The organism is Cryobacterium sp. TMS1-13-1 (assembly GCF_004403125.1).
Lineage (GTDB): Bacteria > Actinomycetota > Actinomycetes > Actinomycetales > Microbacteriaceae > Cryobacterium > Cryobacterium levicorallinum.
Genome location: NZ_SOGX01000007.1, coordinates 115,788 through 137,495 on the forward strand (window position 1 = coordinate 115,788; position 21,708 = coordinate 137,495).

Annotated in this window: 20 protein-coding genes and 1 pseudogene; 8 read left to right on the top strand and 13 right to left on the bottom strand. The window is 64.2% G+C overall.

From position 1 onward, the window contains the following. Positions 1-69: 69 nt before the first annotated feature. The 3 genes from gcl to E3T31_RS06235 are packed head-to-tail and all read right to left on the bottom strand — an operon-like array spanning position 70 to position 3,609. Positions 70-1,860, bottom strand: coding sequence for a glyoxylate carboligase (gene gcl, locus E3T31_RS06225; RefSeq protein WP_134467976.1), 1,791 nt, complete (start codon positions 1,858-1,860; stop codon positions 70-72). A gap of 31 nt (positions 1,861-1,891) precedes the next feature. Continuing rightward, positions 1,892-2,776, bottom strand: a complete 885-nt coding sequence (locus tag E3T31_RS06230; protein ID WP_134467977.1) for a 2-hydroxy-3-oxopropionate reductase — start codon at positions 2,774-2,776, stop codon at positions 1,892-1,894. A 44-nt stretch (positions 2,777-2,820) separates the two neighbouring features. Continuing rightward, positions 2,821-3,609 (bottom strand): hydroxypyruvate isomerase family protein, encoded by a 789-nt coding sequence (locus tag E3T31_RS06235; protein WP_134467978.1) that lies wholly within the window; start codon positions 3,607-3,609, stop codon positions 2,821-2,823. A gap of 196 nt (positions 3,610-3,805) precedes the next feature. Between E3T31_RS06235 and E3T31_RS06240 the strand changes: the two genes are divergently transcribed. After that, the gene (locus E3T31_RS06240; protein WP_134467979.1) at positions 3,806-4,567 is read left to right on the top strand and encodes an IclR family transcriptional regulator; all 762 of its coding nucleotides are present in this window, start codon (positions 3,806-3,808) and stop codon (positions 4,565-4,567) included. A gap of 67 nt (positions 4,568-4,634) precedes the next feature. Here the strand turns inward: E3T31_RS06240 and E3T31_RS06245 are convergent, their stop codons facing one another. Next, entirely contained in the window at positions 4,635-5,975 is a 1,341-nt protein-coding gene (locus tag E3T31_RS06245; RefSeq protein ID WP_134467980.1) for a transcriptional regulator, read from the bottom strand. 145 nt (positions 5,976-6,120) lie between these two features. Between E3T31_RS06245 and E3T31_RS06250 the strand changes: the two genes are divergently transcribed. Continuing rightward, the gene (locus E3T31_RS06250; RefSeq protein WP_134467981.1) at positions 6,121-7,911 is read left to right on the top strand and encodes an NAD(P)/FAD-dependent oxidoreductase; all 1,791 of its coding nucleotides are present in this window, start codon (positions 6,121-6,123) and stop codon (positions 7,909-7,911) included. A 113-nt stretch (positions 7,912-8,024) separates the two neighbouring features. Here E3T31_RS06250 and E3T31_RS06255 read toward each other — a convergent pair whose 3' ends face one another. Continuing rightward, the gene (locus E3T31_RS06255) at positions 8,025-9,002 is read right to left on the bottom strand and encodes an NAD(P)H-quinone oxidoreductase (RefSeq protein ID WP_134467982.1); all 978 of its coding nucleotides are present in this window, start codon (positions 9,000-9,002) and stop codon (positions 8,025-8,027) included. A 20-nt stretch (positions 9,003-9,022) separates the two neighbouring features. On the opposite strand from E3T31_RS06255, the gene E3T31_RS17690 reads away from it, so the two are divergent. Next, complete coding sequence (locus tag E3T31_RS17690; protein ID WP_166788403.1) at positions 9,023-9,376, top strand: hypothetical protein; 354 nt, start codon at positions 9,023-9,025, stop codon at positions 9,374-9,376. 12 nt (positions 9,377-9,388) lie between these two features. Here the strand turns inward: E3T31_RS17690 and E3T31_RS06265 are convergent, their stop codons facing one another. The 3 genes from E3T31_RS06265 to ald all read right to left on the bottom strand — a co-directional run bounded on the left by E3T31_RS06265 (position 9,389) and on the right by ald (position 12,763). Further along, positions 9,389-9,901 carry a hypothetical protein gene (locus E3T31_RS06265; protein ID WP_134467984.1) on the bottom strand — a complete coding sequence of 171 codons (513 nt, stop codon included), beginning with the start codon at positions 9,899-9,901 and terminating at the stop codon, positions 9,389-9,391. A 78-nt stretch (positions 9,902-9,979) separates the two neighbouring features. After that, positions 9,980-11,446, bottom strand: coding sequence for a D-serine/D-alanine/glycine transporter (cycA, locus tag E3T31_RS06270; RefSeq protein ID WP_134467985.1), 1,467 nt, complete (start codon positions 11,444-11,446; stop codon positions 9,980-9,982). A gap of 180 nt (positions 11,447-11,626) precedes the next feature. After that, positions 11,627-12,763 carry an alanine dehydrogenase gene (gene ald, locus E3T31_RS06275; RefSeq protein WP_134467986.1) on the bottom strand — a complete coding sequence of 379 codons (1,137 nt, stop codon included), beginning with the start codon at positions 12,761-12,763 and terminating at the stop codon, positions 11,627-11,629. A gap of 292 nt (positions 12,764-13,055) precedes the next feature. Between ald and E3T31_RS06280 the strand changes: the two genes are divergently transcribed. Then, complete coding sequence (locus E3T31_RS06280) at positions 13,056-14,270, top strand: CdaR family transcriptional regulator (RefSeq protein WP_134467987.1); 1,215 nt, start codon at positions 13,056-13,058, stop codon at positions 14,268-14,270. A gap of 159 nt (positions 14,271-14,429) precedes the next feature. Then, positions 14,430-14,558, top strand: a pseudogene (locus E3T31_RS18495) (SDR family NAD(P)-dependent oxidoreductase); the annotation flags it as partial. A 54-nt stretch (positions 14,559-14,612) separates the two neighbouring features. On the opposite strand, the gene E3T31_RS06290 reads toward E3T31_RS18495, so the two are convergent. Both E3T31_RS06290 and E3T31_RS06295 read right to left on the bottom strand, forming a co-directional pair. Continuing rightward, positions 14,613-15,104 (bottom strand): DNA alkylation repair protein, encoded by a 492-nt coding sequence (locus E3T31_RS06290; RefSeq protein ID WP_134467988.1) that lies wholly within the window; start codon positions 15,102-15,104, stop codon positions 14,613-14,615. A 166-nt stretch (positions 15,105-15,270) separates the two neighbouring features. Next, a complete protein-coding gene (locus E3T31_RS06295; RefSeq protein ID WP_134467989.1) occupies positions 15,271-15,894 on the bottom strand; it encodes a LysE family transporter in 624 nt (207 codons plus the stop codon). A gap of 276 nt (positions 15,895-16,170) precedes the next feature. On the opposite strand from E3T31_RS06295, the gene E3T31_RS06300 reads away from it, so the two are divergent. The 3 genes from E3T31_RS06300 (at position 16,171) to E3T31_RS06310 (ending at position 19,122) form a co-directional block, all read left to right on the top strand. Further along, complete coding sequence (locus tag E3T31_RS06300; RefSeq protein WP_166788404.1) at positions 16,171-17,226, top strand: DctP family TRAP transporter solute-binding subunit; 1,056 nt, start codon at positions 16,171-16,173, stop codon at positions 17,224-17,226. Positions 17,227-17,356: 130 nt separating this feature from the next. Beyond that, positions 17,357-17,845: a TRAP transporter small permease gene (locus tag E3T31_RS06305; protein WP_166784183.1), complete on the top strand. Its 489-nt coding sequence runs from the start codon at positions 17,357-17,359 to the stop codon at positions 17,843-17,845. Continuing rightward, positions 17,842-19,122, top strand: a complete 1,281-nt coding sequence (locus E3T31_RS06310; protein ID WP_198416983.1) for a TRAP transporter large permease — start codon at positions 17,842-17,844, stop codon at positions 19,120-19,122. Before E3T31_RS06305 ends, E3T31_RS06310 begins: the two co-directional genes overlap by 4 nt. Before the next feature lie 22 nt (positions 19,123-19,144). Here E3T31_RS06310 and E3T31_RS06315 read toward each other — a convergent pair whose 3' ends face one another. The 3 genes from E3T31_RS06315 to E3T31_RS06325 form a co-directional block, all read right to left on the bottom strand. Continuing rightward, positions 19,145-19,852 carry a GntR family transcriptional regulator gene (locus E3T31_RS06315; protein WP_134467992.1) on the bottom strand — a complete coding sequence of 236 codons (708 nt, stop codon included), beginning with the start codon at positions 19,850-19,852 and terminating at the stop codon, positions 19,145-19,147. A 76-nt stretch (positions 19,853-19,928) separates the two neighbouring features. Continuing rightward, the gene (locus E3T31_RS06320) at positions 19,929-21,071 is read right to left on the bottom strand and encodes a CaiB/BaiF CoA-transferase family protein (RefSeq protein WP_134467993.1); all 1,143 of its coding nucleotides are present in this window, start codon (positions 21,069-21,071) and stop codon (positions 19,929-19,931) included. Positions 21,072-21,074: 3 nt separating this feature from the next. Next, complete coding sequence (locus tag E3T31_RS06325; protein WP_134467994.1) at positions 21,075-21,638, bottom strand: MaoC family dehydratase; 564 nt, start codon at positions 21,636-21,638, stop codon at positions 21,075-21,077. Positions 21,639-21,708 lie beyond the last annotated feature (70 nt).

Consider the following 21,708-nt stretch of genomic DNA (forward strand, 5'->3'; position numbering starts at 1 on the left):
CAGCCTCGGAGCTAACGGTTGTTGTACTCACAAAAACTCCCTTGTTTTCGACGTGCACGTGCAAACAGACTATTCGGTGGCGCTGACAATGAGCGAGAGCGAGGTGGGCGCATCGGCCGCTGTCACGGCCAGGTCTTCGAACTCGGTTACGGCGTCGATCTCGGCGGCGGCCATCGAGATATTTGTGACCCGCTCGAGGATAATTTCGACGACAACGGGAACCCTGAACTCGACCATCCACGCCTGGGCCTGCGCGAACGCTGCCTGCAAATCGTCGGCTTCGCGTACCCGGATGGCCTTGCAGCCGAGGCCCTCGGCCACCTTGAGGTGGTCGACGCCATAGCCCTCAAGTTCGGGCGAATTGATGTTCTCAAACGCGAGCGACACCTGGTAATCCATATCGAAGCGGCGCTGCGCCTGACGGATCAGGCCGAGATAGGAATTGTTCACGACGACATGTATGTACGGGATGTGGAACTGGGCACCCACCGCGAGTTCTTCGATCATGAACTGAAAGTCGTAGTCGCCGCTGAGCCCCACGACCGTTTTCGACGGGTCGGCCACGGCCACGCCGAGGGCGGCGGGAAGCGTCCAGCCGAGTGGCCCGGCCTGGCCGCAATTGATCCAGTGTCGCGGGTGGAAGACGTTCAGAAATTGTGCTCCCGCAATCTGCGACAGCCCGATCGTGGTCACGTAGCGGGTTTCGGTGCCGAATGCCCGATTCATCTCCTCATAAACGCGCTGCGGTTTCATCGGCACGTTCTCGAAGTGCGTCTTGCGCTGAAGCGTGGCCTTGCGGTGCGCGCAGTCCTCGACCCAGCTCTCCCAATCGGGGAGGACGTTGGCGGCCTTGCGTTCGCGTGCGAGCTCAACCAGACCGCGCAGTGCTGCACCGGCGTCGGAGACGATGCCAAAGTCCGGCGAGAAAATCCGCCCAATCTGGGTGGGTTCAATGTCGATGTGGACGAATGTGCGGCCCTTCGTGTATGTGTCGAGGCCGCCGGTGTGCCGGTTGGCCCAACGGTTACCGATGCCGAGTACGAAATCCGATTCGAGCATGGTTGCATTGCCGTAGCGGTGCGACGTCATCAGCCCCACCATGCCGGCCGCGAGCCGGTGGTCGTCGGGAATGCTGCCCCAGCCCATCAGCGTGGGAATCACCGGAATATTCAGCACCTCGGCCAGCTCGACCAGCTCCGCCGAGGCGTCCGCGTTTATCACGCCGCCGCCGGCGATGATCACCGGGCGCTTCGCGAGCAGCAGCATGTCGATCGCCTTTTCGAGCTGGGCAACGGATGCTGCGGGCTTGGCTACCGAAAGCGGCTCATAGGTGTCGATGTCGAATTCGATCTCGGTAAGTTGCACATCGATCGGCAGATCGATCAACACCGGGCCAGGGCGGCCGGAGCGCATCAGATAAAACGCCTTCTGGAAGACGCCGGGAACCTGCCCGGCCTCGAGCACTGTAACGGCCATCTTCGTGACGGGGGTCGCGATGGAGGCGATGTCGACGCCCTGAAAATCTTCCTTGTGCAGCTTGCTCACCGGAGCCTGGCCGGTGATACATAGAATGGGCGTGGAATCGGCCCACGCGGAGTAGAGGCCGGTCAGCATATCGGTGCCGGCCGGTCCGGAGGTACCGATACACACGCCGATGTTTCCGGCCTTCGTGCGCGTGAATCCCTCGGCCATGTGCGAGGCGCCCTCAACGTGGCGGGCGAGGATGTGGTCGATGCCGCCGTGGGCGCGCATGGCCGAGTAGAACGGGTTGATGGCAGCCCCCGGTACACCGAAGGTCTGGGTGGCCCCCTCCTTTTCGAGGATGGCGACGGCAACGTCTACTGCGCGCATTCTAGACATGTGATTCTCCTTGAATCTGAAAAGTTGGTGTTCAGGCGTGCGAGCGGCCGGACATCTGCTCGACCAACAGCAGCAATGCGGAGTGGTCGAGCGAGCCGTGGCCTTCGGCGCGCAGGGTGCCCATTAGCTGGGCCACCATCGAACCAAGCGGAATGGCGACGCCGGCCGCGCGGGCCGCTGCGGTGACTATGCCGAGGTCCTTGTGGTGCAGGTCGACCCGGAAACCCGGTTCGAACGTGCGCGCCACCATACCGGCGGCCTTGCGGTCCAGGATGCGATTGCCGGCCAGCCCGCCAGCCAGAACCTTGATAGATGCTTCGGTATCGACCGAGTGCGCCTCCAGAAACACGAGCGCCTCGGCGACGAGCTGGATGGTGCCGGCGACGATGAGCTGGTTGGCGGCCTTGACCGTTTGGCCGGATCCAGCCGGACCGACGTGGACCACGGTGCTGCCCATAGCGTCGAGTACGCCACGAATGGCCTCGACGTCGGCGACCTCCCCGCCGACCATGATCGACAGGGTGCCCTCGATTGCGCCGGCTTCGCCGCCGGAGACCGGGGCGTCGATGGGCTTGAGCCCGGCGTCCCTCGCGGCTCCGGCCAGGCGAACGGCAACGTCGGGCCGGATGGTGCTGGCGTCAATCCAATAGGCGCCGGCCGGCGTATGGGCGAAGACACCGTCCGGGCCGCCGACGACGTCTTCGACATCGGGCGAGTCTGGCAGCATCGTGATCACGACGTTGGCATCCCGCACGGCGTCGGGGATACTCGCCGCGCCTCGACCGCCCGCGGCGACCAGCTCGTCAATTCGTGTCGAACTGCGGTTGAAGCCGACGACGTTGTGGCCGGCCTTCACGAGATTGATTGCCATGGGCAGGCCCATTATTCCCAGGCCGATGACGGCAACATTATTCATTTTATTTGTCCTTTTCTCAGGGGTGTCGGATGCGCAGCGGTCGGTTAGGCGGTTTCAAGCCAGGCAAACGGATTTGTTGCGACCGTCTTGTATTCCAGCCCGATGGGGCCGTCATAGCCGAGATCGTGACTGTGCGCGAGCCACTCGTGAATGGGTAGCGTGCCCGTTCCTGGTTCGCCGCGCCCGGGTGCGTCGGCAATCTGGATGTGTCCGAATCGGTGCGCGTGCTCGGAGATCACGGCCTCGACATCGTCGCCGTTGACGGCCAGGTGGTAAAAATCGGCGAGTAGTTTGATGTTCGTGTCGCCGCTCTGGATGCTCACCCGTTCGATCACGGCCAGCACGTCGGCCGCCGTGCGCAGGGGATACTTCGGTGCCCCGCTCACCGGCTCCAGCAACACGGTGCCACCGATCGGGGCGACGAATCGCGCGGCGAGGGAGAGATTTTCGATAGCGAGCTCATCTTGTTCCTCTGGGGCAACGCCGTCGATACGGTTTCCGTAGAGGGCGTTGAAGGACGTGCAGCCGAGGTGCCCGCCGATGCCAGCGGCGACGGCCAGATTGTCGCGAAACTCGTCGGACCGGGCTGGCCAGGACACCAGACCTCGATCCCCGGCCGGCATGTCGCCGGCCGCAAAGTTCAAACCGGTCAGTCGAACGTCGGCATCCGTGATTGCGTTCTCAAAGTCGGCAATCTGCGTTTCGGTGGGAACGGCGGTGGCAAAGGGCCACCAAAACTCGACCGCGTCGAATCCGGCGGCTTTGGCCGCGGCTGGGCGCTGGAGCAACGGCAATTCGGTCAGCAGGATGGAGCAGTTTACGGTGTACAGCATGGGGGCGTCCTTGCTCCTCGAGTTGATGATTATGCGACCTGATTCCACCAAGTTTCGTATTGTGGAAGTTAGTTTCTGTTATATGGAAAGACTACGGTCAGTGCGGCCCGGCGTCAACTTCTGTGTAATCTGGGTAACCTGGCGATATTTCCACAATGCGGATATCCGTTGCCACGTACGGCCTGGAGGCATAAAGATGGCAGAACGCACGGCTGGCAGCGGTGTGCAATCCGTGGAGCGGGTTTTTGAACTCCTCGAGCTGATCACGGCCGCTGGCGGGCAGGTGATGCTGAGCGAGCTCGCGGCCTCCACCGAGCTGCCCCTGCCGACCATTCATCGGCTGCTGCGCACGCTGGTGGCGAAGGGATACATTCGTCAGCTCGCCAATCGGCGTTACGCGCTGGGCCCAGGTCTCATTCGCCTCGGAACGGCAGCCAGTACGCAGCTCGGCGCCCTGGCTGGGGCCCAACTCCGGGCCCTTGTCGACCAACTGGGGGAGACGGCGAACATGGCCGTTCTCGATGCCGACATGGCGCTTTACATCGCCCAGGCTCCATCCAAACACTCCATGCGCATGTTCACGGAGGTCGGCCGACGCGCGCATACTCATGCCACCGGAGTCGGCAAAGCGATTCTGGCGCAGCTGAGCGATGACGCCGTGCGCGCCATTGTGGCCAGGGCTGGCATGCCCACTCCCACGACGATGAGCATCGGCAGCGTGAACGATCTCCTGGCTGACCTGGCCCGAATCCGGGAACGCGGCTACTCCATCGACGATGGTGAGCAGGAAATTGGTGTGCGCTGCTTCGCGATGGCGGTTCCGGATGCGCCGACGCCGACCGCCGTCAGCGTCTCCGGGCCGGTGTCCCGGGTCGATGATGCGTTTGCAGAACTCGCCATTCCCGCGCTGCGCGCCGCCGTGGAGTCCATTTCCCAGGACCTGAACCCGGTTGCCTAGATTTATTTGTGGGTCAGGGTTCGGACATGTGTCGTGAGTTTAGGCAGCGTTGGTCACCTCCACAGAACTAACAGCCGAGCTCGCGGTCGATGCGGCTGAGGCGCGCGAGCGATGCCAGGTAGCCGGCATCGTCGATGCCGGCCAAGCTGCCAAGAGCCTGCACCGCCTCGCGATCATTGCTCCCCATCTCGGTCGCGCACCAGCGGCGCAGCAGCTCGGCGTCTCCGCTTGCACGAACGGATGCTCCGACCGCGCTTGTGAGTTCGGCGCGCAGCGGTTCAATGGCCCCGGCGGACGACCTCACCAGCAGTGGGGCAGAGTACGCCGCGAGGGCCGCGGCAACCTGGCCCTCGCGCACGAGCCGCAGAACCCGCCCCACGTCGGACGAGCCTCGCAGGGTGGGGCCGAGGCGATACGGCGTGGACTCCAGCGCCTCGCCGAGCACGTGGCGAATACGGTGCATCTCGATGCGGATGGTGGCGGCTAAGCCTGTTTCCCCGTGAATGGCATAGGCGAGTTCGTCGGCGCTCCAGCCGCGATCCCGTGAATCGAGCAAGGCCAGAATCTCCGCGCGGCGCAGCGAGAGCGGCACTCGGCGTCCATCGCCGCCGACCACCCCTGGGCTATCACCGAGCAGAGCGAGCGATGCCACGGAGGTGAGCGCAGACGAGGCCACCGACAAGACCGCAGCTGAGCGCCCAGCAGTCATCAACTGCGACCCTCGCCCGAGTTCTCGTCGCGCCGCCCGCAACAACTCCTCGGCCAGCCGCACCCCGCACTTGACCATCCGCATGCTGTCGGCCGTGACCGTGTTGAGTGGCCCGGATACATTCAAGACGCCGATGACCGCGCCGCTGTCCGCGTCCCGAATCGGTGAAGCTGTGCACGCCCAGTCGTGGTGAGTGCGCACGAGGTGTTCGGCCGAGAATATCTGTGCGGCGCGCCCACTCAGGACGACTTCGCTGATCGCGTTCGTTCCTACCCCCGCCTCGGACCAGTCAGCGCCCTCGACGAACTCGAGCCCGTCGGCCTGCCGCAACGCCGCGCGGCTGCCGACCCGCCACAGCACCTCTCCACTCGCGTCGGCGAGTACGAGCAGATGCTGCCCATTAGAGCTCTCATCAGAGAGAAGCTCGCTGAGGGCTGGCATCACGGCCTCTAGCGCATGGCCGCGGCGCAGCGCAACGACGTCGGCCACCTCGTGCAGATGCCGGGGCAGGTGCCGGTCGGGGTCGATGCCCGCGGCCAGCGAACGCTGCCAGGATTCCCAAACCTCGGTGCTGATCCCGAGCGGGGGCGAACCGGCCAGTGTCACCTCATGGGCCGCGCGCAGCATCCGTTCGTATTCATGGGGGGAGGAGAAACGCTGGTCAGCAGTGAGAACGGTGATGTTCGGGCCGTGGGGCATGCGATGTCTCCTCCATTGGATCCGACGATGGCGCCAAGCAGCAGCACCGGGTGTAACGCCTGTGTAACCCCTGCGGCCGTGTACTTGAACATACAGGTCGCGTCCGACAATGGGCGCACCTTCCGCTAGCTCACAAAGGAGTGACATGCCCGATTCACCGCGCGACGTGGTCGAAAACTGGCTCGCCCGGTTTGACACCGCGTTACAAAACCGAGATATCGACGGCGCCGCGATGCTGTTCGCCGACGACTGCTACTGGCGCGATTTCGTGTCCTTCACCTGGAACCTGAAGACCCTAGAAGATAAAGCCGACATCAAACGGATGCTCGCCGCCACCCTCGACGACGTGCGCCCGCACAGCTGGGCGCTCGCCGAACCCGCGACCGGGGACGCTGGTGCTGCGGAAGCGTGGGTGACCTTTGAAACCGGCCAGGCCCGCGGCTATGCGCACCTACGCCTCAACGATGGCCTGTGCTACACCCTGCTCACCACGATGCAGGAACTCAAAGGCTTTGAAGAGAAGAAAGGCCGAAACCGCGACCAGGGCGTCTCCCACAAAATCACAAAGGGCCGCACATCCTGGCTCGAGAATAAGACGGCACAGGAGGCGCGCCTCGGCTACGAAGAGCAGCCATATTGCGTCATCGTGGGTGGTGGGCAGGGCGGCATTGGCCTGGCTGCCCGCATGCGCCGGCTCGGTGTTCCCACGATTGTGATCGAGAAGAACGCGAAGGCGGGGGATTCGTGGCGCAACCGCTACAAGTCGCTGCATCTGCACGACCCGGTATGGTACGACCACCTGCCGTACCTGAAGTTTCCCGAGGACTGGCCGGTCTTCGCCTCGAAAGACAAGATCGGCGACTGGCTTGAGCATTACACGAGCATCATGGAGCTGAACTATTGGTCGAGCACCGAATGCACGAAGGCGGCGTTCGACGAGGACGCCCAGGAGTGGGTCGTGCAGGTTGTGCGAGACGGCACTCCGGTCACCTTGCGACCCAAGCAACTGGTTTTTGCGCTTGGTGTCTCGGGCTACCCAAATACGCCGGTCTTCGAGGGCGCCGGGTTGTTTGAAGGGGAGCAACACCACTCGTCGAAGCACCCAGGAGGAGGGGACTATACCGGAAAGAAGGCGGTCGTGATCGGGTCCAACAACTCGGCCCACGACATCTGTGCCGACCTCTGGGAGCACGGGGCCGACGTCACCATGGTGCAGCGCTCGTCGACGCACATCTCCCGCAGCGACTCGCTCATGGACCTTGCGCTCGGCGGCCTGTACTCCGAGCAGGCGCTGGCGAACGGGGTGACCACGGAAAAGGCCGACCTGCTTTTCGCGTCACTGCCCTACCGCATATTGCCGTCCGCGCAGATTCCGGTCTTCGAGCAGATGGCCGAGCGCGATGCCGACTTCTATGCCCAGCTCAGCGAAGTCGGTTTCGATCTGGATTTTGGAACGGATGGCTCGGGCCTGTTCCTGAAATACCTGCGCCGTGGGTCGGGCTACTACATCGATGTGGGGGCATCGCAGTTGCTCATTGACGGTCGCGTCGCTGTGAAATCGGGCCAACTCGACCACATTACGCCCAAGTCCGTGGTGCTCGCGGACGGCACCGAGCTGGATGCTGACCTGATCGTGTATGCCACCGGGTATGGCTCCATGAACGGATGGCTAGCCGATCTGGTCTCGACAGAGGTTGCCGATCAGGTGGGCCGCTGCTGGGGTTACGGGTCCGATACGCCGAAGGATCCTGGGCCCTGGGAGGGTGAGCTGCGCAACATGTGGAAGCCCACAAACGTTCCTCAGCTGTGGATTCACGGCGGAAACCTGCACCAGAGTCGGCACTACTCGAACTACCTCGCGCTGCAGATCAAGGCGCGCATGGAGGGGCTCGACACCCCGGTGTACGAGCTGCAGGAGTCGCACTACACTCGCTGAACGGGCTGTGCCCGAAAGCTGCTCGCGCCCCCGGCAGGCCGGCCGCGCGAGCAGCTTTCGACCGCACGACTGATCCCAATAACGGATGCCGCCAGCCGGCCGGTAAGCGCAGGCTATGGCACCAGCACGATCTTGCCGACGTGAGTGGATGCTTCCAGCCGCCGGTGCGCATCCGCTGCACTCGCAAACGAGAACCGGCCGTCGATCACCGGTCGGAACTCGCCCGATGCGATCCACGGCCAGACCGCCGACTCCAGGGAACGCAGAATGGCGACCTTTTCGGCCAGCGGCCGCGACCGCAGGGTGGTGCCCCAATAGCGGGCGCGCTTCTGCATGAGGCGAAACGGGTCGAACGTGGCCGGTTGGCCGCTCTGGTTGGCGAGCACCATGATGCGCCCGTTCACCGCGACCGCCTCGATATTGCGCGCCGCGTAGGCACCGCCCATGATGTCGAGGATCACGTCGGCGCCGTGCCCGTCGGTGGCCGTGTTGATCTCGGCGACGAAATCCTGCTCCCGATAGTTGATCAGAATCTGCGCCCCGAGGCTCTCGCACACGGCGAGTTTCTCGGCGGATCCGGCCGTCACGGCCACGCGGGCGTCCATGAGTCGGGCGAGCTGAATGGCGGTCGTGCCGATTCCGCTCCCGCCGCCGTGCACGAGCAGCGTCTCGCCGGGCGCGAGTTCAGCGCTCATGAACACGTTCGACCAGACCGTGGCGAGGGCTTCCGGCAGGGCCGCGGCGTCGATGAGGTCCATCGACAGTGGAACCAGCAGTGCCAGATCTTCGTGCACCACGGCTTCGGTGGCATACCCGCCGCCGGCGAGCAGCGCACACACCCGGTCGCCGACGCCGAACCGGGTCACGTCCTCGCCCACCTCGATGACCAGACCAGACACCTCCAGCCCCGGCCACTGCGGCGCGTCGGCCGGCGAGGGGTAGTGGCCCTGCCGTTGCACGATATCCGCACGGTTCACACCTGCCGCAGCCACCGCCAAACGGATGTCGTGGACCCCGACAACGAGATCGGGCACCGTCGTCAGGGTGAGAGCTTCAGGACCGCCGGGAGAGTTCACGATAATTGCGCGCATGCTCGCAGCCTACGCGTGGGGTGCGACACGACCAACGGCGCCACGGTGTCGGCCGGCGGGCATCCGCTTCCACGATGCCTCGCCCCTATCGGGACGGCCGAACTCGGCGCATCATGGAATTGCGGCTCACGACTCTGGCCGCTGAACAGGAGATTCTCATGCGTGCGACCGTTCTGCCCCCCATTGACCGCTGGTGGCCGCACCTTGACATCGACTTCAAGCACGAGATCCTGGCTAACTTGGATGCCCCCTTGAGCACGGAGGCGGTGGCCGAAGTGGCCCGCTTGTGTGACGCGACTATCGAGCCAGGCCCGGCCGCCCTCTCCGATAGTGAGAAGGAATACATTCGCACCCAGATCGAAGTCGTCGACTGACGAAGACTCGAACTACCCGTGCCTCACTGCGCGAGCGGTGGCGGAGCGCCCGGCCCGAATGATCAGCACGATCAAAGCGAGCAGGCTGGCGGCGCTGACGACGTAGAGCAACATGCCCCACGGGGCATGGTCCGCGCCCGAAACCAGAAAGGTGTCAGCGAGCGACAGGCCGGGTCCGAAGCCCACGACAATGTGTCCGGGAGCTGCAAATACCAACAGCACCAGGTAGGCCGCGACCACCGGCCCGACCCGGCTGTTCATCCGTACGATCGCCACCAGCAGAACGACGGTGGCGAGCACGATTCCGATCGCGCCCCAGGCGAGAACCCAGTTCGCGGTGAGCGACTGATCCGCGCGCGCCATCTCAGCGCGGATCTGCCCGAGCGTGGCGCCCGGAACTGCCGCCAACGGATTCCACACCAGAATCTGCAGGGCGCCCACAATCGCGTACGCGGCCACGGCCGCGAAGCCCGCGGCAGCCGCCACGACGGCGCGGCGCGGTTGCGGTTTCTCGGTGTTCTCCATGCTGCCAGCGTACCGATCATTCGGGCGCGGCCCGATCCTCCGAAGTCGGTGACGAACGGTGATCCTGCTCCGGTCGGATCAGCGCCGGAAGGCGAGTGCCGCGGCCCGATCGGCCTGCACATTTGCCCGGTGAAGTTCTTGATGGCCGGCCAGTTCGGGGCGACGGCGAATAATCAGCCAGACGACGCCGAGCCCGATGAACCACACCGGCGTCACGAGCAGCGCCTGCAGGGTATCGGCCTTCTGGGTGAGCGCCCAGATCAGGAAGACGAAGAACGCGAGCAGGACATAACACATGTAGACGCCGCCGGGCATTTTGAACTTGGAGGCCGCGTGCAGTGCCGGGCGACGCTTGCGGTACACGATGTAGCTCACCACGATGATGGACCACACGAAGATGAACAGTACCGATGCCATGGTCGTCACCACGGTGAACACGGCGATGATCGACGAGCTCGCATACAGCAGAACAGCGGATACGAGCAGAAACATGCAGGAGAACAACAGCGCGTTGGCCGGCACCCGGTGGCGACTCAGGCGTTGAAAACGCCCCGGTGCCGTACCCTCGACCGACAGACCGAAGAGCATTCTCGATGTGGAATACAGCCCGGAATTCGCGGAGGATGTCGCGCTCGTGAGCACGACGAAATTGATCACGGCCGCGGCCGCGCCGAGCCCCGCGAGGGCGAACATCGCCACGAACGGGCTCACATCGGCGGTGACCTCACGCCACGGAGTGACCGCCATGATCACGATCAGGGCCAGCACGTAGAAGAGCATGATGCGAATGGGGATCGAGTTGATGGCCTTGGGAAGGTTCTTCTCCGGGTGCTGCGCTTCGGCGGCCGTGGTGCCCACGAGCTCGACCCCGAGGAACGCAAACACGGAGAGCTGGAAGCCGGCGATGAACCCCATCGGACCGGTCGGGAACATCCCGCCGTCGTTCCACAGATTCGTGAGGCTTGCCGGGGAGCCGCCGGGGGACTGGAACTGCGTGAACACCATCACGAGCCCCACGATGATGAGCGTGACGATCGCGACGATCTTGATCAGTGCGAACCAGAACTCGGTCTCGCCGAACGCCTTGACGCTCGTGAGGTTGAAGCCAAGCAGAATCAACACGGCACCGAGGGCCGGAATCCACAGCGGCAGATCGGGCCACCAGAAGCTCGTATACAGCGCGATCGCGATCAGCTCGGCGATGGCGGTCACGATCCAGCAAAGCCAGTACGTCCAGCTCGTGAAGAAGCCGGCCCACGGCCCGAGCAGGTCACCAGCGAAGTCGCTGAATGACTTGTAGTCCAGGTTGGAGAGCAACAACTCGCCCATGGCCCGCATCACGAAGAACAGCATGAAGCCGATGATCATATAGACGAAGATCACGGACGGCCCCGCGAGGGAGATGGTCTTTCCGGAGCCCATGAACAGGCCCGTTCCGATCGCGCCGCCGATGGCGATCAGCTGGATATGACGGTTCGAGAGCGATCGGGCCAGGTGTGGCTGCGCGTTCGGGGCGGGTCGAGTGTTGGTTTTCAATTGCGACATCGGAGTTACTTCCTTGTAGTCCAGGCGATTGACAGAGCGTCGGGTTCTTTCGAACTCTGAGAAAAAGCGGGCAGCGGATGCCGGGGCCGGCCGATAGGCCCGCGCCCGGCATCCGCTACGCAGCGCTGCTAGAGCAGCACGTTGAAACAGCGCTGCTAGAGCGCTTTGAAAACAGCGCTCTCAGACCAGAGCGGGCTCGACCCGACTGATCAAATCGGTCCAGTCCGCGAGCGGCAGGTTGAGGGCGACGCTCACCGAGCGGTTCGCGATCTTTCCGGCGGCGATGTTCAGACCGCCGGCGAGGGCGGCGTCACGCTCGAACGCGGCGCGCACGCCCCGGTCGGCGATCGACAGGGCGTAAGGGAGAGTGACGTTCGTCAGCGCAAGGGTCGAGGTCTGCGGAACAGCTCCGGGCATGTTTGCGACGCAGTAGAAGATCGAGCCGTGCACGGGGAACGTGGGGTCCTCGTGGGTGGTGGCGTGGGTGCCTTCAAAGCAGCCGCCCTGGTCCACCGCGATGTCGACGAGCACCGAGCCCCGCTTCATGCGCGACACGAGCTCGTTGGTGACGAGCTTTGGGGCCTTGGCGCCCGGGATCAGCACGGAGCCGATTACGAGGTCGGCCTCGGTCAGCGAGCGGTCGATCTCGTAGGCGTTGGAGGCGATGGTCTTGAGACGTCCGGCGTACAGGGCGTCGAGTTCGCGCAGGCGGTCGATGTTGATGTCGAGGATGGTAACGTCCGCGCCCATGCCGAGGGCCATGGCAGCGGCGTTGGAGCCTGCGACGCCGGCGCCGATGACGGTCACCTTGGCGGAGCGCACTCCGGGTACGCCGCCCATCAGTATGCCGGGGCCGCCGCCGGGGCGGGTCATCGATGCGGCGCCGACCTGAACGGCCAGGCGTCCGGCGACCTCGCTCATCGGGGCGAGCAGGGGCAGCGTGCGGTCGGCCTTCTGCACGGTCTCGTAGGCGATGGCGGTGACGCCCGCCTCGAGCAGGGCGGCGGCGAGGGCGGGCTCGGCGGCGAGGTGCAGGTAAGTGAAGAGGATCAGGCCCTCACGAAAATACGCGTACTCGGCGGTGACCGGCTCTTTCACCTTGAGGATCATGTCGGCGCTTGCCCACACCTCGAAGGCGCTCGGGGCGATCACGGCACCGGCAGCCATGTAGTCGGCGTCGGCGAAGCCGGAGGCGATACCGGCGCCGGCCTGCACCAGCACGGTGTGGCCGTGGAGCTTGGCTTCGTGCACTCCGGCGGCGGTGATGGCCACACGGAATTCGTTGTTCTTAACTTCGGTGGGAACACCAATGATCATGGGGAACTCCTGCTTCTGGTAGACGCGTGCTGATCGACTTTGGTCGGCGTAAAAACGATAAGCCCGGGTTTTCGCGGCTCTCCCGGCGGGGCGGCCGGGCAGCGGATGCCGTGGGCTGGCCCTCGCACGCCTCACCACCCCAAATTTGCCGCCTTTACAGGGGTTCTTCGCTGTCGACGCCGGGGTCCGATGTGTCCCACCCGGCAGTCGCCCCGCGGCCGACTCGACATTTGTAGCGTCACGGCTCGTTGATTGTCGCCAGGCGTCCACACGGCTCCGTAGGATTGAAGCTATGACAGCGGCCGATATCGACCAGGCGGTAGTTATTATCGCCGCCCATCTGGGCCGTGCTCTCTCGCTCGAAGACCTCGACGGCGGGCTGCTCGCGTATAGCGCGCATCGGCCTACGGCTGACCGCGTGCGCACGAATTTTCTGCTGAGCAAGCTGGTTCCGCCCGACGTCAGCGCCTGGCAGCTGAGCCACGGTATCGCAACGGCGGTAAAACCGGTTCCCGTTCCGGCCAATTCCGATCTCGGAATGTTGGGCCGCGTGTGCGTGCCGCTGCTGGCGCGTGGATTCCGGGTGGGCTATCTGTGGGTCCTCCAGCTCGACGACGAGCAGACGCCGGAGTCCATTCTGCATGAGTTGGGCATCATCCGCCCGGAGCTGGATGCCCTCGCGGAGATGCTTCTCAACCGCTCGAGCGCGGATTCTAACGGGCGGCTCGCCAGCGAAGGGCAATTTCTCGCCGCCTGTTTGGGCGACCGCGACGCCGTGGTGGCGGTGGGCGGTTGGCCATGCTTGCACGGGCGCGGACCCTGGCGTCTCGCCACGCTGCTGGAGCGCGGTGACAACGTTCAGCGCAACCCTGCCGAGAGTGGTCTACTGCACCGGCTCTCCGCACTTCACGCCACTCTCGGCATCGACACCGTGCTGTTCTCAGCCGGCACCGAAACGCATGCCGTTCTGCTATTGCACGACGAGATCGACGGCTTCGACCAGTCCGAGGTTCTGAGACGGTTCGAGCTCGAAGTCGCGCGCCGTGGGGGCCAGGTGGCGGCGCCCGCTCTGCTTGGGCTGAGCGAACCCTTCACCGACCTGCGCGGGCTGCCGGGCGCCTACGCCGAGGCGCGCAGCGCCGTGCAGGCGGCCCGGGTGGATGCCCAACTCGGCAGGGTCGTCTCGTTTCGCGCTCTGGGGGTCTACCAATTTCTGGCCGTTGTGGGTCGAGAGGTGTCGGCGTTCGAGTCATCGCTGTTCTCCGAGTTGCGGGACCTCGACCGGAACGGGGAACTGCTGCCCGTGCTCGAGCTGCTCTACGACAAGGACGGTTCCGTGGCCGAGGTCGCCGAGCACCTGCACCTGCACCTGCATCGAACCAGTGTGTACAACAGGCTGGGGCGTATCCGTTCTCTGCTGGGTGTTGACCCACTGGGTGGGCATGCTCGTCTCGAGCTGCACCTGGCCCTCAAAGCCGTCCGCTGGGCTGGCCGGCCCCGGCTGTAACGACCGGTGTGGTCTCCGGCGTTGCGGTAGACGCGGGGAACGTGAGGGCTGATGCGGGTGACCACCTCGTAATTGATGGTGTCGGCCGCCGCCGGCAGCGCGGTAGTCAACATGAGTAGCGTGCTCGGCTCCGTCGGCATCGCCTAGAACGCGGCCTCCGTGGCCAGCAAGCACGCCCTCGTCGGCCTGACCACGGTTGCGGCCCTCGAATACTCGGTCCGAAACGTGCGCACCAACGCCGTCGGCCCTGGCTTCATCGACACTCCGCTGGTGCGTTCCTCGCTCAACGCTGAGGCGATCGCCGCCCTCGAAGTCTTGGGACTCCGTGCACCCGGCTTGCACCTATCGTGTAATTCGCGCGCTCACGCCGTCGGCGGCGCGGCGCAGCCAGGGGTCGCCGTCGTACGCCCAGCGCGCGAGGGCGGCATCCGCTCTCAAACGACTCGTCCCGCTCAGCCCCTGCACGAGCGGGAGCACGACGTCGTTGGTGAGCGGATCGACCAGCTCCCGCAGGACCGCGCCGCGTAGAAACCCCTCGATGCGGGTGAGGTCGGTGTTGTCGAGCCGGGTCACGTTGGCTTGCAGCAGCACGATCGCGGCGAGGCGGCGCTCGAAAACCGGCACCTTCCAAAGTTCAGAGCTCAGCGCCGTTACGTCGTCGTGCGTCATGTTCCTGTACCGACGGGCTAAATCGCGGATGGTGCCGCGCACGGCACCGACCGAGGCGCCGTAGAACTCGAGCTCGCTCCCAAGTCGAGCCTGCGCCTCGGCAGCCCGTTCCCAGGTGGCCTCGTACTGCAGCGTGCGATCCACGAAGTCGCCGGCGTCGCTCATCCGTCTATTCTGCCCCGCCCAGGCTGGGCACGCCTCCCGCTCGAGCTGCCGCGCGCCCGAAAGCGGCTCGCGCGTGTGGCCTGCCGGTCGCCCGAGCAGCACGTGGCAACGTGGGCAGCAGTCGGTCGCGCCGCGCTCCTGCACGATGTTCCCGCTCGTGAACTGCTCAGTGCACCAGCGCCAGCAGCAGCGCGACGGATATGAACAGCAGGCCGAACGTGCGGTTGAGAATCAGCTGCCCGCGGGCCGTGTTCGTGAACCGCTGAAACGACCGCGCCGCCACCGCAAAAAAGAACCACATCACCAGGACGTCGATAAACACCACGGTGACGGTCAGCACCAAATACTGGGGGAGCAGCGGCTGCTCCGGCTGGATGAACTGCGGCATGAACGCGAGAAAGAACACGAGAGCCTTGGGATTGAGCAGGTTCACCCACAGGCCGCGGCGAAACATCGACCAGGCGAGTTCCCTGGCTCGCGGTGCAGCAAGGTCTCGAGACGGGTCGGGTTTCTGCAGAATCAAACGGATGCCCAGAAACACCAGGTAGGCGGCCCCGGCATACCGAATGACGTTGAACAGTACGGGCGAGCCGGAGACGAGCACCCCGACGCCGAGCGCCACCACGATCACGTGCACGACGAGCGCTGCCTGCTGCCCGAAAATTCCCCAGATCGACCGGCGAAACCCGCTGGTGAGCGAGTTGTTCATGGTGTTGATCGCACCAGCGCCCGGGGTGAAGCTGATCAGCACGCCGGCGCCCACGAGGGCCAGCCAGAGGGAAAGTTGCACATGTCAGCGTAGCGCGGGTACGGCGGATGCCTCCGCTTGCGTCACCAGCGAAGATACTGGGCCAGGTCGGTGCGGTCGGCACCTCACCTGATGCTGTCGAAACAGCGTTGAACGCCTGCCAGGTGCGCACCACTCGATAGCCGCAGCAATGCATTCGTTATAAAAATAATGCATTATTTTAGTTTAGAGCATATTTTTTTTGATAGCGTCGTTCTGGATGAACCTGACGCAATGCTCGTCACGTATCGCCTAATCAATGACGATAAGGAAGAAACAATGCAACAACATACCCGTAAATCCCGCCTGATCGGGGCAACGGCCATCGCTCTCGGAGCCGTCCTCGTACTGGGCTCCTGTTCGTCCGCCCGCGGTTCCGCCGCGTCCGGCGGAGGCGACGGCGAGGTCTACACGATCGGCTTCTCCCACGTGACGACGACCAACACTCCGAAGGGCGCGGCCGCCGAGAAGTTCAAGGAGATCCTGGAAGCATCCTCGGACGGACGCATCGAAGTCGAAATCTACCCCAACTCCTCGCTGTACGGTGACAAAGACGAGCTGCAGGCCCTGCAGTCGAACAGCATCCAGATGATAGCCCCGGCCAGCGCCAAGTTCACCACCATTGCCCCTCAGCTCCAGCTTCTCGACCTGCCGTTCCTGTTCGAAGACAGTGAGGACATCGCCGAGATCGCCTCCCGTGACTCCGTCGTGGGCGAGGCCATCTTCGAGAACGAAGACTTGCGCGCGGCGAAGATTAAGCCGCTAGGCCTGTGGGACAACGGCTTCAAGCAGATGGGGGCAAACGTTCCCATTCGTTCCGCAGCCGACATGGCCGGACTGAGCTTCCGCATCCAGCCGGCCGATGTGCTGGTGAGCCAGTTCGAGACGTGGAACGCCATCCCGTCGATCCTTGCCTTCGCCGAGGTCTACAGCGCTCTCGAACAGGGCGTCATCAACGGTCAGGAAAACACCTGGTCGAACATGGAGACGCAGAGCATGCACACGGTTCAGGACTACATCACAGAGTCCAACCACGGCTACATCGGCTACATCCCGGCCATCAACAGTGACTTCTTTGAGTCGCTGCCGACCGACCTGCAGCAGCTCGTTCTCGACGCCGTCGACGAGGCCAGCACCTACAACCGTGAGATCGCGGCCGAGGTAAATGAGGAGGCCAAGCAGGCGATCATTGCCGAGGGATCGACCGAAATCATCCAGCTGACCGATGACGAACGCGATGCCCTGATGGCCACGGTCATCCCGAGCGTATGGGAAGAGTACTCCGAGGTACTCGGCCCGGACATCATCGCCGAGCTGCTCGCCAACCGCAACTAGCCCCGCCTCGTTTCCACCCGCCGGCACGGGTTTCGTCGTGCTGCCCCTCCATCGTAAGGACGCCCCCATTCTCAGGTTCAGCCACGCTCTAACCCGGGTGGAAAACTTCCTGGTGTGCACCTGTCTGGCGGTGGCAACTCTTGTTGCCATCGCCCAGGTACTGCTCAGGGCCATCTTGAATATTCACCTCTGGTGGGGTGAGGAGACCATCGTCTACCTCATCATCTATTCCACCTTCCTCGGTGCGGTCATCACCCTGCGCCACAACGAACACATCGCCGTGAAGGTCTTTGAACCGTTCCTCGGTAGGATCGGCCGACGCCGGATGGACATCCTCGGAATTCTGGTCACTATCGCCTACCTCGCGATCGTGGGCTTCTTCGCCTGGTTACTGCTGTTCGAGCCGTTCTCGACCTCCACGGTCACCCCCACGCTCAAGCTGCCGCTGTGGGTGGTCGAAGTCGCCGTTCCGCTGGGCTTCACCCTGATGCTGCTGCGAGCGATCGAGATTCTGGTGCGGCTCATTCGCGGCCTGCCGGCATCTGTTGATGGAGATAAAAGCGAGTTCCAGCGCGAAGAAGAAGCGCTCGGCCTGGGCGAAGGGGAGGCGAAACTGTGATTGAAGGACTGCTTGCCCTCCTGATTATCCTCTTTGCCCTCTTACTCACGTCCGCCCCTATCGCGGTGGCAATGGGTCTGACCTCGTTCATCTACTTCTATTTCTTCACCTCCATTCCACTCACGCAGGTTCCCGAGCGGCTCTTCAACTCACTGAACGCGTTCCCATTGATGGCTATCCCCTTCTTCATCGTGGCGGCGAACCTCATGAGTCGTGGTGGCATCAGCAAGCGTCTCATTGCGGCCTCGAACGCCCTCGTCGGCCAGTTCCGCGGCGGCCTGGCCATGACGGCCGTGCTCGCCTGCATGTTCTTCGCGGCCATTTCCGGTTCGAGCCCGGCGACCGTGGTTGCCGTGGGCACGCTCATCATCCCGGCGATGATCAAGAGTGGCTACGGCAAGGACTTCTCTACCGGCCTCGTGACCACCTCCGGGTCGCTCGGAATCCTGATCCCGCCGTCAATTCCGCTCATCGTGTACGGAATCTCCACCGAACAGTCGATCGGTGACCTCTTCGTGGCCGGTATCGGGCCGGGCATCATGGCCGGTATCGGGCTGCTGATACTCGCCGTTGTCGTGTCACGACGCCGGAACTACGGTATGGGCCTTCAAGCCATCCGCATGAGTAAGTACGAACGTTTCACGGCCCTGCGTGACGCCTCACTCAGCCTGTTTCTGCCTCTCTTTGTACTCGGCGGCATCTACACCGGCATCTTCACCCCCACCGAAGCCGCCGCCATGGCCGTGTTCTACGCCCTGGTCGTGTCGATCTTCGTGTATAAGGAGATCAAACTCAAGGACCTGCCGTCGATTCTGATGGCGTCGGCGAGGACATCGTCGATGGTGATGTTCATTGTGGCATCGGGAATCCTGTTCTCCTTCGTGCTCACAGCCGAACGCATTCCGGGGCAAGTGAGTGAGGCGCTGCTGGCGTCAGAACTCACGCCGGTGATGTTCCTCATCATGGTGAACGTGCTGCTGCTCGTGGTCGGCATGTTCATGGAGACCTCGAGCGCCATTCTTATCCTCGCCCCGGTGCTGCTGCCGGTGGCGATGGAGCTCGGCGTCGACCCGATCCACTTCGGCATCATCATGGTGCTCAACCTGGAGATCGGCATGATGACTCCACCGCTCGGACTCAACCTGTTCGTCGCGAGTGGGCTCACGGGAATGAATATTCTTCGAGTAGCGAAGGCATGCTTGCCGAGCGTCGGCGTGCTACTGATCGCGCTCGTCATCGTGACGTTCGTGCCGCAGCTGTCGACCTTCGCGCTCTAATGGAAGGCTCGGACCGTCCGACTCAGTCGGGCGGCCCGAGCGTTTCGTGTGCCGAGGTCGATTCCGACGTACGCTCGTCGAAGTGGGCGGCGAGCAGCTCGCCGGCGTGCTCGACGTGCGTCTGCATGGCGACGCGGGTGGCCTGCGCGTCATGAGAGCGGATGCTGGCCAGCAGCTGGGCGTGGTCGTCGGCGGTGGCCTCGGGCCAGCCCGGGATGCTCGAATAGAACCGCCGCGGCACATATCGCGTCATCAAGCCGAGCGCCCAGATGATTTTGGGCGCACCGGCGATCAGGTTGATTTCCCGGTGGAAGGCGTGGTTTTTCTCCTCGAGCAGCTCGAGGTTGCCGCGCGCGGACGCCGCGATCAGCTCGTGGTGCAGGGCCTCGAGTTCGGCAAGATCTTCGGGCGTGACGGCGACGGCGGCCCGTGCGGCGAGCTCGCCCGCGATCAACGCCTGCACGGTGAACAGGTCCCGAACGTCTTGCCCGGTGAGAACGGCCACCTGGAACCCGCGCCGCGGCACGAGCTCGAGAAACCCTTCTACCCGCAGCGCCTGCAGCGCCTCGCGTGCCGGCGTGGTGGAAATACCGAGTGCCGCGCCGATGGTCTCGGCGCGCACGGCCGTGCCGGGCGGCAACTCACCGGACATGATCATGCCGCGCACGTAGCCCGAGGCCTCATCGCTCAGCTGGGGGCGCGCGCGGGTCGAGGGGCGGCGGGAGGCCATCGCGGGTCCTTTCTCGGGCAGGGTCACTCCTAAGTTACGGCATCACCGGGGCCGAGCCAGGGTCACGATGGTTGGTTCAGAGGGCGAGCCCGAGCTCAGCCAGGATCTGCTCGGTGTGCTGCCCGATCGCCGGCACCGGGTCCATGCGAAACCCGGTCTCACGGCTCGTCACCGGCGGAATCAGGCTGCGCACCGGCCCCACCGGTGAGTCGACGTTCTGCCATCGGCCGCGTTCGGCCAGCTGCGGGTGCGCCGAGAAGTCGTGCATGCTGCGCAATTGCGCGTTGGCGATGTTCGCGCGGTCCAGTCGAGCGAGCACCTCCACGGAGGTGAGCGTGCTCAGCACATCGAGGATCGCCGCGTGCAGCGCTGGCCGGTTCTGCACCCGCAGGGCGTTGCCCCGAAAATCCGGCTGCGCCCCGAGAACGGGGCGGCCCAGCACATCCGTGCAGAACGTCACCCATTCGCGCTCGTTCTGGATGCCGAAGAAGACCGTGCCGTCCGCGGTATCGAACGGGCCGTAGGGCGCGATCGACGCGTGCTGTGCGCCGTTGCGCTGCGGGGGACTACCGCCGTACTCGGCGAAGAAATAAGGCTGCTGCATCCACTCGCCGAGCGCCTCGAGCATCGATACCTCGAGCACATCGCCGCGCCCGGTCGTGGCCCGCTGCAGCAGAGCGGTGAGTATTCCGGAGAAGGTATACATGCCGGCGCAGACATCCGCGATGGAAACGCCGACCTTGGCCGGGTCCTCCGGCGTCCCAGTGACGCTGAGCAGGCCGGCCTCGCATTGCACGAGAAGGTCGTAGGCCTTTTTCTGCTCGTAGCTGCCGCCGCGACCGTAGCCCGAGATGGAGGCGTGGATGAGCCGCGGGTTGAGGGCGAGCGCTTCGTCGGGCCCGAGTCCGAGTCGTTCCACTGCCCCCGGAGCGAGATTCTGCACGAGCACGTCCGCGCGGCTGACCAGCTCACGCAGTACTGCCAGCCCGGACTCGTTCTTCAGATCGAGCACGATGCTCTCCTTGCTGCGGTTGAGCCAGACAAAGTAGCTCGACATGCCCTGCACGGTCTCGTCGTAGCCGCGAGCGAAGTCGCCGGTGTCCCGCTCCACCTTGATCACTCGAGCGCCGAGGTCGGCCAGTTGGCGGGTGGCGAACGGCGCGGCGACCGCCTGCTCGAGGGAGACAACGGTGAGCCCGGCCAAGGGCAGTGCGCGCATCCGCTAGCTCGCTTCGGGCGTCGCCGGCAGGCTCGCCTCGCTCGGGCGGGTGTCTTGCACGCCGGGTAGGTGTCCCTCGCGGTAGACCATGAAGGTGCGCTGGTAGCTCATTACGATGACGCTGTTCTGGTTGTAGCCCTCGGTCGCCACGGTGACCAGGCCCAGGGTGGGGCGTGACTTTGAGGCGCGGGTGGCCAGCACCTTCGAGCGCGAGTAGATGGTGTCGCCCTCGAAGACCGGACTGGGCATGCGAACCTCGTCCCAGCCGAGGTTGGCGAACACGTTCATCGACAGGTCGATCGTGGACTGCCCGGTGACGAGAGCGAGAATGAAAGTGGAGTTCACGAGTGGCAGCTTGTACTCCGTGCGCAGCGCGAAGTTGCTGTCGATGTGCGTCTTGGCCACGTTTTGCGTCATCAACGTGAACATTTGATTGTCACCCTCGGTGACCGTCTTGCCCAGCGGGTGGTAGTAGATATCGCCGACGGCAAAGTCCTCCCAGAGGCGACCGGTCCAGCCATCCACGACGCGGCCGGATGATTCGGGGAACAGGGTGTGCTCGGCCATGAGTCGATCTCCTCTAGTGCTGAATATATTATCTTTCTGGCCTAGTTTCCGTGAGAAGTAGATAGAAGTC